Here is a 14,474-nt window from a genome sequence, read left to right as displayed (position 1 = left end):
CAGGAAAAGGTCCTGGCAGTTACAAACTGCCAGGACCTTTTTTATTTGGAAAACGAGGGAAGTCTTATGGATATTAGTCAAACACAAGGAAACGAAAACATTATCGACTTTGAAAAAGCCGAAAAACAGCCAATGATCAGCTCAGAGAAGAAGGAAACGATGCGCGAAATGGTTTATAACGCCAGTGCAGCGATTTCTAATGCTATCTTGGTAACCTTGGGTATGGGCTTGTTGTTGCAGACGATTGCCGGCTTCATCCACTGGGCACCCTTGATTCAATTAGGGGCAATTACTAAGATTTTGTTGCCAGCCGCCTTTGGGGCCGCAATCGCCTCACAGTTGAAAACGAACACAATGGTGATGTTTTCAGCGATGGCAGCCTCAACAGTAGGTGCTAACGCCGCGTTCTTTACAACAACATCAATGAAGATTACCACAGCTACTGGATTTGCCAGCGTTCAAGCACCAGGGTCAATTGTGATGACGACGGGTCAACCCATTTCAGCAGTCTTAGCTGCAATTGTTGCAGTTGTCATTGGAAAGTGGTTGAGCGGTAAAACGCCGCTAGATATGGTGATTGTGCCGGCCTTTACGACCATTGCTGGAACGGTCGCCGGTTACTACTTAGCAATCGTTACCACTCCAATTCTGATTGCCATCGGTGAAGGGGTAACATCAATTGTTTCTGTGAACCCAATTATTGGAACTGCCGTAGTTGCTATGGTCTTTGGTGCTTTGACAATGACCCCAGCCTCTGCCGCTGCCCTAGCAGTCGCCATCGGTGCGACTGGTGTCACTTCACCCAATGCTGCCGGAGCCATTTTAATCGGAACAACCGCTGTCTTTGTTTCTTACCCAGCTATGTCTTACCATGAAAATAAAATTGGTGCTACTATCGCTCAAGGAATCGTTACGCCAAAGATTCAGTTTCCTAACATCATTAAAAATCCAATGCTCTTAATTCCACCAATGATTGGCGCTGCTATTGCTGCCCCAATCGCGACTGTTGGTTTCCATATCACGGTTCCATTTGCCATGGCCGGAATTGGCTTCAACTCATTTATCGTGCCATTAGCGCTGTTTGGTAAGAGTATGGCTTCATTTGCTGCTTACATGGCTGTTGGTGTTGTTATTCCAGCTGTGGTTGCTTTCGTTGTTTACCGCATGATGCGCAAGATGGGTTGGATCAAAGCCGGACAAACACATCTAGAAATGATTTAAAAATTAAATTTGACTAATCAAATCCTCATGTTATAATTAATTTATCATTTAATTAGAAAACGAAAAACAAAGAAGAGGGGGAATCGAGTTATGAACAATTTATTGCGATCAAACGAAGTCCCATCTCGAATTATTATTGTCAGCGTACTAACAAGTTAACTAGTAGGTTGGTTTTTTGTACACCCTTGCTAGGAAGAGTAGTAAAGGGTGTTAGGAAGGGTTCTAACACTTAAGCGTTAGGGCCCTTTTTACTTTCAAAAATTGAGTGAAAAAAGAGAAATGGGGAAGAAGAAGATGGATGCACGAATGTCGAAGAAACAAAGTGAAGCAGTTGCCGATTTTGAAGAATCAGAAAAGGCAACGTTGGTCAGTGAAGAAGATCATGAAACATTGAAGGAAAAGGCCTATAACATTAGTGCTGCGGTTTCTAATGCTATCTTGGTTACATTAGGAATGGGATTCTTGATGCAATCACTTGGAACCATCACGCACTGGACACCCTTGCTTGAACTGGGGTTAATTACCAAGATTTTGTTACCTCCTGCATTTGGAGCAGCGATTGCCTCACAATTGAAGACAAACACCATGGTTATGTTTTCAGCAATGGCTGCCTCAACAGTTGGTGCCAACGCCGCCTACTTTACTACCACGGCCATGACATTGCACACTGCAACAGGATTCAGCAGTAAGCAAGCCGCTGGTGGAATCTTGATGACCACTGGACAACCAATCTCAGCCGTTTTGGCAGGGCTAGTTGCTGTCCTCTTTGGTAAGTGGTTGTCAGGTAAGACACCTTTGGATATGATTATTGTCCCTGCTGCGACAACACTGTTAGGAACAGTGGCTGGGTACTACTTGGCTATTGTTACAACACCTTTGTTAGTTGGAATGGGAAAGGCCATCGCTGCTACAGTTAACTGGAACTCAGTTGTTGGAACTGCTCTTGTGGCTATGCTTTTTGCAATCTTCTTAATGACACCAGCATCATCTGCTGCTTTGGCCCTTGCCATTGGAGCGACTGGTGTTTCTTCACCAATGGCAGCTGGTGCAATGTTAGTTGGAACTGCTGCTATGTTTGCTTCTTACCCAGCAATGTCATTCCACGAAAACAAGCCTGGAACATTTATTGCTCAGGCCTTTGTTACACCTAAGATTCAATTCCCTAACTTGGTTAAGAACCCGATGCTTTTTGTCCCACCATTGGTTTCAGCCGCAATTTGTGCACCAATTGGGGCTGTAATGTTCCATTTGACTGTACCATTTAGCCTTGCTGGAATGGGCTTGACTTCATTGATCGTGCCTTTGGACTTGATGAGTAAGGACCCATCAATGTTGGCAACCTTTATGGTCTTTGGGGTTGCTGTACCCGCAGCTCTATCATTCGTACTCTACCGTGTTATGATGAAGTTTGGTTGGATTAAGTCTGGTGACACTCACCTTGATTTGATCTAATAAAATTAAAAATCCCTCAGGGGATTTTTTTATTGGGTAGATATTGACACAGTGTCATTTTGTGATAAAGTAGGCGTATCGATTAAATGACACTGTGTCATCACCGGGAGAAAAACCATGCCAAAGCCAACCTTTATTAACTTGAAAGCCGATAAAAAACAAAAGTTAGAGAAAATTTTACTGACTGAATTTTCTGAAAATTCTTTACTGGACGCCAATATCAACCACATTGTTAAAACAGCAGGGATTGCACGAGGGTCTTTTTACACCTACTTTTCAGACCTCAATGACGCCTACCGCTATACACTTAGCCAAGTGCTAGAGGAGGTTCATGGGCACTTGGATGGGTCTGATCCCTACCAAGCCACAATTGATTTTTTAGAGGCAGTTGAAACAAACCGCTACTATGATTTTTTGAGTAACTATTATGTCATTAACCAAGCAATTTTGGAGGCCGACCATCCTCGAATTGCACCGCTAGATCCAGTTACGGTAGCTGCAGATTATTCTGCGTGGTTGGGACAAGTAGCAATCCATCAGTTAATGCGCCGGTATTTTTTGAATCCTAGTGAAAAATCGGCAATCATTACCATTTTAGTGAGCCTGCGTGTTTGGCAAAAGGAAGTGGAATAATGTTCTTAGCTTTACGTGAAATTAAAAAAGAAAAATTTCGTTATGGGTTAGTAGTCGCAGTTATCACCCTGACTGCTTATTTAATTTTTATCTTAAGTGCCTTGGCCTTAGGTTTATCCAATGAGAACACCATTGCGGTTAATAGTTGGCAGACAAAATCCATCATTTTGTCAAAGGATGCCAATGGTGATTTAACTCAGTCGCTCCTCACGGTAAATAACCAAGCGAACTACAGCGGTGCAAGTCAAGACCTAGTTGGCTTGGCTCCTGGGATTTTAAAACAAGGAGCGAAGCGCGACGCAGCAACCTTTATCGGGGTACCAACGCAGAGTGCTATTACCAGTAAAATTCAGTTAACCAAGGGACGGTTGTGGCATAAGTCATCAGAAGTTGTCTTATCATCCAAGTTAGCGGACCAGGGCCTAAAAATTGGACAAAAGATCACCCTTGGTTTAAATTCGCAGCAGCTGACTGTTGTTGGATTTGCTAAAAGTGCAGAATATAATATGGCACCAATTGTTTACGGTGACTTGAGTCAATGGGCTGCAGTCAAGGGTGTCAATCCATCCTTTATTGGTTCGGGCTATGTGAGCCACAACCAGGTCAAAATAGCCAATAACAACTTGCAGGATTTGACTAAGAAAGAATTATTTAATAAGATGCCCGGTTATTCAGCCCAGAACAAAACCTTTGTCTTTATGATTGTTTTCCTAGTGATCATTTCGATTGTGATTGTCACCATCTTCTTGTACATTTTAACCGTACAAAAAATGGCTAATTTAGCTGTCTTAAGGGCGCAGGGGATTCCAAGCCGTTATTTATTATGGAATACCTTGGCCGAAACACTGATGATTATGGTTCTAGCAGTTCTAACGGCACTGATTCTGGCAGCAGGAACAGGAGAAATCATGCCGGCGGCAGTGCCAATGTTTTTCAGCCTATCGCTGATGACTTTGACTGGTTTGGCCATGGTATTAATGGGTCTTTTGGGAGCTGTCGTTCCAATGCAATTGATTGCCAAAATCGATCCAGTAACCGTAATTGGAGGGTGAATGATGGAAAACTTGGAATTAAAGCAGGTTAAAAAAGTTTTCGGCAGTGGGTCCAACCAAGTAACGGCCTTGGCAGGAATTAATTTTCAGGCTAAAGCAGGAGAAGTAACGCTGATTTTAGGACCATCTGGGTCCGGTAAGAGTACGTTGCTGACGATTTTAGGCGGCCTCCAACAGCCCAGTGCTGGTGAGGTTTTGGTCAATGGTCAAAAGCTGAATGAATTGACTGGACCGGCTGCTGATCAATTCCGTCTCAACCACATTGGTTTCATCTTGCAGGCCCATAACTTAGTTCCACATTTAACTGTCCAAGATCAATTTACCCTGGTCGACAAGGTTAAGACAGCCGGTAATTTACCAGCTGCGACCTTTGACCAATACTTAGGGCAATTAGGAATTCAGGACTTACTGCCTAAGTTTCCACAAGATCTCTCTGGAGGACAAAGTCAACGGGTGGCCATTGCCCGAGCTCTCTATGCCAATCCTGACTTTATCTTAGCGGATGAGCCGACTGCCGCCTTGGATAGTCAACGGGTTACTGAAGTTGGCAAACTCTTCCAAAAAATTGCCCAACAAGAGCAAAAGGCGGTCGTGATTGTGACCCATGACCTCCGTTTAAAGGCCAATGCCGATAAAATTTATCAATTAATTGACGGTCAAATTAAAGAAGTCTCAGAATAGGGTTTGAGCACTTTTCTACTTATATATGTTTTAAAAGCGAACATCGTAATTATTGTTCGTTTTTTGTTTATATATTCGAATAAAATAAAATAAATATTCAAAAAACACTTGCATAATTATTTCCTGGTGGTATGATTATTAAAAATAAATAATAAAACGTTAATCAGGAAGTAGTAATCCCCGATTTGTAGGTCAGTGAAGTGTTGGTTGGTGAGAAACACGTGCAAACGGAAATGAACGTCCCCTGAAGTTGTATGCGATGAAAACCATGCTGGGTGCTCCCATTACAGAGCTGACGATTCGGAATTTGGATCGAAAACAGAGATATGCTTTTTTTAAGGCATAATGAAGGTGGTACCGCGTGCAAACGCCCTTTAGTCGAAATCGACTAAGGGGCGTTTTTTTATTTATTTTATTTAAAATCGTTAATCAAAAAAATTGGAAATGAGGGAATGCAGATGCAGAAGGTTAAAAAATGGTGGTGGCAGTTATTTGTAACCATGTCGGTAATTTTGGTAGCTGGTTTGGGAATGGGACAGGTTGCCCATGCAGATACAAGTTTACAAAAAATCAAAGATAAAGGTGTCTTGACGGTGGCGACGGCGCCGGATTATCCACCGTTTGAATCGCAGGTCAATAAAAATGGTGTTTCGACTGATGTCGGGATTGATATTGATATTTCCAAGCAAATTGCTAAAGATCTCGGTGTCAAGTTGGTGATTAAGAATATGGACTTTGATTCGATTCTTGTTGCCGTTCAAACCGGGAAGGTCGACATGGCCATTGGTTGTATCAACCCAACGGATGAACGAAAGCAAAGCGTTGATTTCTCAAATGTTTACTACCACGGTGGCCAAAGCTTTTTAGTTACAAAGTCAAATGCTAAAAAATATCAGTCGGCTAGTGATTTAGAGGGGCAAAAGATTGGGGCACAAACTGGAACGCTCCAATATTCTTTAGCCCAACAACAAATGATGGGGTCGAAAGTAGTTGGAATGGGAAAAACCCCTGATTTGATTTTTGCCCTTAAGACAAATAAAATTGCCGCCGTTGGCTTAGAAGAGCCAGTAGCGAAAGCTTATGCCCAAAATGATCATGATTTAGCCGTTGTCAAGGCCAACTATAAAACAGCAGAAGGCGAAAGTGGTCCAGCGATTGCCTTTGCCAAGGGTAACCCGGAATTAGTGGCAGCCGTTAACAAGTCATTGGACAAAATCGCTAAGCACCATTGGGTCAATGGTTATCTCAAGTCGGCCGGTAAGTACATGCAAGAAAATACTGTTGATACTTCGATGCTGCGTTACTGGCACTACTTCTACAACGGATTCTTGAACACAACGTTAATCGCCTTTGTTTCTGTCTTCTTGGGAATCATCCTAGGCGTTATCTTAGCTTTGATGAAGATGTCAAAGTTTAAGATCTTGAGCTGGCCAGCAATTTCTTACATCGAAATTGTCCGTGGAACACCAATGATGGTCCAGGTCTTGCTTGTCTACTTCGGCTTAGGAGCTGTCATTAACATCCCAGCTTTAACAGCTGGAATTATCGCCGTTTCATTGAACTCTGGTGCTTATGTTGCTGAGATTATCCGTGGTGGAATTAATTCCTTGGATAAGGGTCAAACAGAAGCTGCCAAGAGCTTGGGCTTGAACCACAAGGACACGATGCGTTTTGTGATCTTGCCTCAGGCTTTTAAGAATATTTGGCCAGCCTTAGGAAACGAATTCATTTCTGTTATTAAGGAAAGTTCAATCGTTTCTATTATCGGTGTTGGTGATTTGATTTATGAATTGAACATTGTCCGGGCTGATACTTACCGGGGAATTGCACCAATCGTGGTTGTCATGGTGATTTACTTCTTGATGACCTTTATCTTGACGCGGGGCTTGAACTACTTAGAAGGGAAGATGAACCATGACTAATCCATTAATTGCAGTAAAACATTTGAAAAAGACTTTTGAAAAGAACGAGGTCTTAAAAGATATCAATGGGGAAATTAACGCCGGCCAAGTTGTCTGCATCATCGGCCCTTCTGGGTCAGGGAAGAGTACCCTCCTCCGTTGCATTAACCAGCTCGAACGCCCAACCAGCGGGATTGTTGATTTTGACGGAACCGACTTAGTCCAAGAATCTGACCAAGATTTAGCCAAGCTAGGTGAAAAAATTGGGATGGTTTTCCAGAACTTTAACCTCTTTCCCAATATGTCCGTGATTAGTAACTTGAAGCTTGCTCCGATGCGAGTTAAAGGGTTATCTGACGAAGAGGCAACTAAGATTGGGATGAAATATCTGACGAGTGTTGGTTTAGCCGATAAGGCTGAAGCCTATCCAAACAGCTTGTCTGGTGGACAGAAGCAGCGGGTAGCGATTGCCCGCGCGTTAGCCATGGAACCCCAAGTGCTATTCTTCGATGAACCAACTTCGGCCCTTGACCCTGAAAACGTTGGCGAAGTTTTGAAGGTCATGAAGACCTTGGCCGATGGCACGATGACCATGGTGGTTGTCACCCACGAAATGAACTTCGCTAAGCAAGTTTCAGATGAAATTTGGTTTATGGCCGACGGTGTTATCCAAGAAAAGAACACCCCAGCTGAATTATTCACGAACCCCCAGAACCCCAAGACACAAGACTTTATTGGTAAAGTCTTAGCAGATTAATGAAAGAGGACGAGCAGATGACAGAGAAAATTGTATTAGCATATTCAGGTGGTTTAGACACATCAGTAGCGATTCCTTGGTTAATTGACAAGGGTTATGAAGTCATTGCCGTTGTCTTGGATGTTGGCCAAGGTGGCAAGGATTTGGTCGAAATCCAAAAGAAGGGTCTCCAAGTCGGGGCCGTTCAATCGATTGTTGTTGATGGTAAGGAAGAATTTGCCAACGAGTATGTCGCTCCAGTAATTAAGGCCAATGCCTTGTACGAAGGAGCCTACCCTTTGGTTTCAGCCCTATCTCGTCCATTAATTATCAAAAAATTAGTCGAAATCGCCCATGAAAATGGTGCTAAGGCCATCGCTCACGGTTCAACTGGGAAGGGAAATGACCAAGTTCGATTCGAGGCGGCCATCCATGCCTTGGACCCAGAATTGGCCATCGAAGCCCCAATCCGTGACTTCCACTGGTCTCGGGAAGAGGAAATCGACTACGCTAAGGACCACAATGTTCCTGTCCCAATTGGTAAGCAATCACCATATTCCATCGATGCCAACCTTTGGGGGCGTGCTAACGAAGCTGGAATTTTGGAAGACCCATGGAACATGGCGCCTGACGATGCTTGGGGAATGACGGTTGCCCCAGAAGCAGCTCCGAACGAAGCAACTTACTTGGAATTGACCTTTGAAAACGGTTTGCCCGTCGCTTTGGATGGGGAAGTTATGACCTTGGCTCAATTGATTGTGAAGTTGAATGAAATTGCTGGGGCCAACGGCATTGGTCGAATTGATAAAATTGAAAACCGTTTAGTTGGGATTAAGTCTCGTGAAGTTTATGAAGCGCCAGCAGCAGCTGTTATTATGGCTGCCCATAAGGACTTGGAAGACTTAACTTTGGAACGTGATGTTGCCCACTACAAGCCATTATTGGAACAACAAGTGACTGATTTGATTTACAATGCCATGTGGATAAGTCCATTGTTCGATGCCTTGCAAGCCTTTATGGATAAGACCCAAGAAGTGGTCAACGGTACGGTTAAGATGAAGCTCTTCAAGGGGCAAGCCATCGCCGTGGCTCGGAAGTCTGAGGAAAACTCCCTCTATAACAAGAACTTAGCCACATATACAGCAGCCGATAGTTTCGATCAAGTTGCAGCTGGTGGGTTCATCAAGTTGTGGTCATTGCCAAGCATGGTCTTTGAACAAGTCAACCACGTTCATTCACAACCAACGAAGGACCAAACAGTAGAAAAAATTAACAACGAGCAAGTTAAGCAAACTAACTAAGCAGACCAACTAAGGGAGAAGCAAATGTCCGATAAATTATGGGGTGGCCGGTTCACCGGCAAAGCAGCAGAATGGGTTGATGAATTTGGTGCCTCAATCGGCTTTGATTATCACTTAGCTGCCGAGGACCTCGAGGGGTCTTTGGCCCACGTTAAGATGTTGGGCCACCAGGGTATTATCAGTCAGGCAGACGCCGACGAAATTACTACTGGACTGCATAGCTTGGAAGAAGACCTAGCGGCCGGAAAAATTGAATTTTCGGTGGCCAACGAAGATATTCATTTGAATATGGAAGCCTTGCTAACGAAGAAAATAGGACCAGTTGCTGGTAAATTGCATACTGGTCGGTCACGGAATGACCAAGTTGCCACTGACTTTCATTTGTGGGTTAAGCACCGCTTACCAGCAGTCAAGGAAGCGATTACGGAACTACAAGCAACCTTGTTATCCTTGGCTGAAGAGCATGCGGGCACAATTATGCCGGGTTACACCCATATGCAACATGCCCAACCCATTAGTTATGGGCACTACTTGTTAGCTTACTTTGAAATGTTCCAACGGGACTTTGAACGCTTTGAATTCAATGAAAAGCACACGGATAAGTTGCCCCTGGGAGCAGCGGCCTTGGCGGGAACGACCTTTCCGATTGATCGGGAGATGGTGGCCGAGGACTTAAATTTTACGGATATCTACCATAATAGTTTAGATGCTGTCTCCGACCGGGACTTTGCCTTGGAGTTCTTATCAAATGCTTCGATTTTGATGGTTCATTTGTCACGGATGGCGGAAGAATTAATTCTTTGGGGAACTTACGAGTTTAACTACATCGAATTATCAGATAATTTCTCAACGGGGTCATCAATCATGCCCCAGAAGAAAAACGCTGACTTCGCGGAACTCGTTCGGGGTAAGTCCGGGCATGTCTTTGGTAGTTTGATGGGCTTGTTGACGGTCATGAAGGGCTTACCGTTGGCCTATAACAAGGACATGCAAGAGGACAAGGCCGCGACCTTTGCCGTGATGGACACCATTTTGGCTTCGATTAAGGTCTTTACGGGGATGGTTTCGACCATGACCGTCCATAAAGAACGGATGGCCGCAGCAACGAAGGATGACTTCTCGAATGCGACCGAGTTGGCCGATTACCTGGCAACGAAAGGACTGCCATTCCGGCAGGCTCATGCAGTTGTTGGCGAACTGGTTCTGAAGGGTATCCAAGAAGGTAAAACCTTAAATGAAATGTCTTTGGCCGAATTGCAGGCGGCCGATAGCCATATTGAAGATGATGTTTATGCTGAATTGGAATCAGAGCAGGCAGTTAACCGCCGGACTTCTTTGGGTGGGACAGCCGTGGTCAATGTTTTGAATGAAGTCAATCGAGGAAAGTCTATCTTGGCAGGTCATTCACTCTGATTGATAATTTATTTTCTACTATATAAAGGTAAAAGGATTTAGAACAGTTTGTTCTAAATCCTTTTCTTTGTCTTATTTATTGAAAGAAAGAAAAATTAAAACCCGCTAACTTTTCAGTTAGCGGGTTCCATCAGAGCAATTGCTAGTTAGTAACTTTGTTATTTATTCTTATCAACAATTTTTTGAATTTGGTTCAGCTCACTTAGCTTCCAATTAACGTAAGAAACGTTTTCTGGTGAAGTTTCTGTGACCTTAACGATTGGGATGTTGTTATCCTTGGCGAGCTTCACGATTTTATCAACCGTTCCGCCAGTGGTTTGGGTGTTATAAACTAAGAAAGCAAGTTCGTGGTTTTTGATTTTGCTTTGAATGTCTGTCAAAACCGCTGGTGATGGATCGTTGCCTTCTTCGATAGACTCAGCAAAGTCACCGCCAACGATGTTGGCACCAAGGGCCTCGAGCATATACTCGTATACAGGTTCAGTTTCCATGACTTCTTTACCAGCAACCGCAGCCTTTAAGGTGGCAATCTTTTCAGTAACTGGCTTGAGTTTTGCAGCGTAGGCTTTGGCATTAGCCTGGTAATCGGCCTTGTGCTTTGGATCCTTTTGACTTAAGACGTCCGCTAACCCTTGGGCGGCTTGAATCATATTGTCGGGATTGTTCCAAAGGTGGGGATTTGATCCGGCCTTGGCGTGGAGAATATCGTCCCCCGTGTAAAGAACTTGAGTTGTATTAGATGTCTTTGCTAATTTTTTTAACCAAGCATCATAGCCGAGACCATTACCAAAAACAATATCAGCCTTGGAAATTTTCTTAGCAACAGAGTTGGTTGGTTCATAGTCTTCTGGTGAGACGGATTGCTTAGTAATTACGGCCGAAACATCGGCATGAGAACCAGCCACGGTTTTGGCTAATTCAGCGTAAACATTGGTTGAAGTGACAATTGTCAGCTGGTTCGATTTCTTGTCAGACTTTTTTCCAGACCCTTGCCAAAGAACAAGGGCAAAAATAGTAATTAGAATTAGAACAAGGACACCGACAACAGTAGTGGTTTTCTTTTTTTGCATGATTAGCCTTCCATGGGTGGAATTAAATGATCAGGTCGGCCCATTTGGCTAGCAGCCAATAGTTCGTCAAAGATTTTTTGTTGGTCTGGAGTTAAGACTAAATCTTTACGGTAGGCGAAGCCGACCTTGAAAATGGGTTGGTTCTTATCTGTGATTGGAATAGCCGTCACACCTGGAAAGGTTAATGCTGGATGAGCAGCCATAAAACCGATTCCGCGGTTTTGTCGAATTAAGCTTAAAATTCCATAGGGCTCAGAGGAATTAAATAAAACATTGGCCTGGACGTGGGCGGAGCGTGCAAGCAGGTCAAAAGCATAATTATGGACAAAGTTACCCTTTAATAGAATAAACTTTTCATCTTTTAATTCATTAAACGATACTGACCCCTTTTGAGCCAGGGGGTAGTCGTCAGCGGCCAAGATAGCGAAAGGCTGCTCATCAAAGGGAATTAAGTTGAATTCACTTTGATCAATATCGTCGAGATAACCGACAAAGGATGCATCGATTTCACCATTTTTGAGCTGGTCGATTGCCTCTTGTGCACCGACTTCAACCGTTTTTAAATGGGCCAATGATTCATCAGAAAGAACGTTTGCAATGGCTGGAAAATAAGAAATTTGAATAATGGGTGGCAGTCCAATTAGTAATGACTGTTCGCTATTGCGTTTGATTTCAGTCAATGCCAGCTCGTACTGTTCCACAATCAGTGAGGCGTGCTGGTGCAACACTTCTCCAGAATGGGTTAAACCGACGTTTTTATGAGCTGGTTGCCGAATGATTAATTTGGCACCAACTTCTTTTTCCAAACGCTTCATTGCTAGAGAGATAGTTGGCTGGGAAACCCCGAATTTATCCGAAACTTGAGAAAAATTACGATAGTTGGCCAGAGCTAAGTAGTATTGTAAGTCTGTTATCCGCAAATGTCGTCTCCATTAATCCGAAAAATTAAATTCTAACCACTACTATTATAACAAAATCAAGGGAAGCTATAAGGAAAAGTGTTAGTATGCCCAATGTTTGACTATAATTTTGACAAAGTTATAGAATACTAGTGTTAAGTGATTCGGGACCGCCTCGGATTAGAAACAGAAGATAAAGGAGTCTATCTCATGACATCACCAATTGAGATTTTGAACAATCCCTTCTTGAACAAGGGAACTGGTTTCACAATGGAAGAACGAAAGGCCCTCGGTATCGCCGGTCTTTTGCCAGCCCGTGTGCAAACTTTGGAAGAACAATCAGAACAGACATACCAACAATACTTGTCTAAGCCATCTGACTTAGAAAAGCGTTTGTTCTTGATGGAAATCTTCAACACGAACCACACTTTGTTCTACTACTTATTTGGACAACACGTGGTTGAATTTATGCCAATCGTTTATGATCCAGTTATTGCTGACACGATTGAAAACTATTCAGAATTATTCGTGGACCCACAAAACGCTGTTTACTTGTCAATCGACGAACCAGACGTAATGGAATCAGCTTTGAAGGCTGGTGCCAACGGCCGTGACATCAAGTTGATTGTTGTTACTGATGCCGAAGGAATCTTGGGTATTGGTGATTGGGGTACTAACGGTGTTGATATCGCCGTTGGTAAGTTGATGGTTTATACAGCAGCTGCTGGTGTTAACCCTGAAAACGTTTTGCCTGTTGTCTTGGATAACGGAACAAACAACCAATCATTGTTGGACAACCCAATGTACTTGGGTAACCGTCACGAACGTGTTCGTGGTGACAAGTATACTGAATTCGTTGACAGCTTTGTTTCAGCTGCTGAAAACTTGTTCCCTAAGTTGTACTTGCACTGGGAAGACTTCGGTCGTTCAAACGCCGCTGTTATCTTGGACAAGTACAAGGACAAGATCACAACATTTAACGATGACATTCAAGGAACTGGTATCATCACTTTGGCAGCCGCTTTGGGTGCCATGACAATTACTGGTGAAAAGTTGTCAGACCAAACATACTTGTCATTCGGTGCAGGTTCAGCCGGTGCTGGAATTGCTAACCGGATGTTCGAAGAAATGTTGCAAGAAGGTTTGTCAGAAGAAGAAGCACGCAAGCACATCTACATGGTAGACAAGCAAGGTTTGCTCTTCGATGACATGACTGACTTGACTCCTGAACAAAAGCCATTCGCCCGTTCACGTTCAGAATTTGCTAACGCTGACGAATTGACTACTTTGGAAGCCGTTGTGAAGACTATCCACCCAACTGTTTTGGTTGGAACTTCAACACAACCTGGTGCCTTCACTAAGGAAATCGTTCAAGAAATGGCCGCTCATACAGAACGTCCAGCAATCTTCCCATTGTCAAACCCAACTAAGTTGGCTGAAGCAAAGGCTGAAGACTTGCTTGAATGGACTGATGGTAAGGCTTTGATCGCTACTGGTATCCCAGTTGACCCTATCGAATACAAGGGTGTAACTTATGAAATCGGTCAAGCTAACAACGCCTTGGTTTACCCAGGTCTTGGTCTTGGAACAATTGCTTCTACTGCAACTGTTTTGAATGATGAAATGATTTCAGCTGCTGCTCACTCATTGGGTGGTATTGTTGATGCAACGAAGCCAGGAGCAGCTGTTTTGCCTCCAGTTTCACAATTGACTGTCTTCTCTGAAACAGTTGCTATCGCAACTGCTCAATCAGCTGTTGACCAAGGTATCACGAAGGAAGAGATCGCCGACGTGAAGAAGGCCATCGCCGACTTGAAGTGGGAACCAAAGTACTAAAATTAGTTTTAAGTATTAACAAGTAACACATATCAAACAACACACAACAAAGCAAAGCAACAATTAGAAGAGGGCGGAAGCCCTTTTTTATATGGAAAAAGTGAATTCAATCGGCTAAAAATTAAAGACCAGTCAACCGCAAATGATTGAAAATTAATTTTTAGCAACTATCAGAAGGCGAAACTTTCGACTTTGGACAAATTAACGATTTGTACCGTGAGGACCAAAACCGTCAGTTTCTCGCGTTGGGCGCATCTTTATTCCTTTTGATAAAGCCTG

Annotated in this window: 12 protein-coding genes; 10 read left to right on the top strand and 2 right to left on the bottom strand. The window is 43.4% G+C overall.

Features of this window, described 5'->3' with window-relative positions; all coding sequences use genetic code 11:
• The first annotated feature begins 132 nt into the window (after positions 1-132).
• The 9 genes from AOQ29_RS02095 (at position 133) to argH (ending at position 10,390) form a co-directional block, all read left to right on the top strand.
• On the top strand, positions 133-1,221 hold the full coding sequence (locus tag AOQ29_RS02095; protein ID WP_083989219.1) for a PTS sugar transporter subunit IIC: 1,089 nt from the start codon (positions 133-135) through the stop codon (positions 1,219-1,221).
• Positions 1,222-1,500: 279 nt separating this feature from the next.
• Positions 1,501-2,673: a PTS transporter subunit IIC gene (locus AOQ29_RS02090; RefSeq protein ID WP_407645468.1), complete on the top strand. Its 1,173-nt coding sequence runs from the start codon at positions 1,501-1,503 to the stop codon at positions 2,671-2,673.
• 117 nt (positions 2,674-2,790) lie between these two features.
• Positions 2,791-3,306: a TetR/AcrR family transcriptional regulator gene (locus AOQ29_RS02085; protein ID WP_061992894.1), complete on the top strand. Its 516-nt coding sequence runs from the start codon at positions 2,791-2,793 to the stop codon at positions 3,304-3,306.
• A complete protein-coding gene (locus AOQ29_RS02080) occupies positions 3,306-4,358 on the top strand; it encodes an ABC transporter permease (protein ID WP_061992893.1) in 1,053 nt (350 codons plus the stop codon). Before AOQ29_RS02085 ends, AOQ29_RS02080 begins: the two co-directional genes overlap by 1 nt.
• A 3-nt stretch (positions 4,359-4,361) precedes the next feature.
• Positions 4,362-5,039 (top strand): ABC transporter ATP-binding protein, encoded by a 678-nt coding sequence (locus AOQ29_RS02075; protein ID WP_061992897.1) that lies wholly within the window; start codon positions 4,362-4,364, stop codon positions 5,037-5,039.
• 458 nt (positions 5,040-5,497) lie between these two features.
• A complete protein-coding gene (locus AOQ29_RS02070) occupies positions 5,498-6,961 on the top strand; it encodes an ABC transporter substrate-binding protein/permease (RefSeq protein WP_061992896.1) in 1,464 nt (487 codons plus the stop codon).
• Positions 6,954-7,697 (top strand): amino acid ABC transporter ATP-binding protein, encoded by a 744-nt coding sequence (locus AOQ29_RS02065; protein WP_061992892.1) that lies wholly within the window; start codon positions 6,954-6,956, stop codon positions 7,695-7,697. The genes AOQ29_RS02070 and AOQ29_RS02065 overlap by 8 nt, the downstream gene beginning before the upstream one ends.
• A gap of 17 nt (positions 7,698-7,714) precedes the next feature.
• Positions 7,715-8,977 (top strand): argininosuccinate synthase, encoded by a 1,263-nt coding sequence (locus AOQ29_RS02060; RefSeq protein ID WP_061992891.1) that lies wholly within the window; start codon positions 7,715-7,717, stop codon positions 8,975-8,977.
• 24 nt (positions 8,978-9,001) lie between these two features.
• Positions 9,002-10,390 carry an argininosuccinate lyase gene (gene argH, locus AOQ29_RS02055; RefSeq protein ID WP_061992890.1) on the top strand — a complete coding sequence of 463 codons (1,389 nt, stop codon included), beginning with the start codon at positions 9,002-9,004 and terminating at the stop codon, positions 10,388-10,390.
• Positions 10,391-10,548: 158 nt separating this feature from the next.
• Here the strand turns inward: argH and AOQ29_RS02050 are convergent, their stop codons facing one another.
• Positions 10,549-11,460, bottom strand: coding sequence for a metal ABC transporter solute-binding protein, Zn/Mn family (locus AOQ29_RS02050; protein ID WP_061992889.1), 912 nt, complete (start codon positions 11,458-11,460; stop codon positions 10,549-10,551).
• 2 nt (positions 11,461-11,462) lie between these two features.
• A complete protein-coding gene (locus tag AOQ29_RS02045; RefSeq protein ID WP_061992888.1) occupies positions 11,463-12,380 on the bottom strand; it encodes a LysR family transcriptional regulator in 918 nt (305 codons plus the stop codon).
• 141 nt (positions 12,381-12,521) lie between these two features.
• On the opposite strand from AOQ29_RS02045, the gene AOQ29_RS02040 reads away from it, so the two are divergent.
• On the top strand, positions 12,522-14,195 hold the full coding sequence (locus AOQ29_RS02040) for a malolactic enzyme (RefSeq protein WP_275936570.1): 1,674 nt from the start codon (positions 12,522-12,524) through the stop codon (positions 14,193-14,195).
• The last annotated feature ends 279 nt before the right edge of the window (positions 14,196-14,474 follow it).

Source organism: Fructobacillus ficulneus (assembly GCF_001047075.2).
Lineage (GTDB): Bacteria > Bacillota > Bacilli > Lactobacillales > Lactobacillaceae > Fructobacillus > Fructobacillus ficulneus.
The sequence above is the reverse complement of the archived record's forward strand: the minus strand, read 5'-3'. Positions and strand labels throughout refer to the sequence as shown.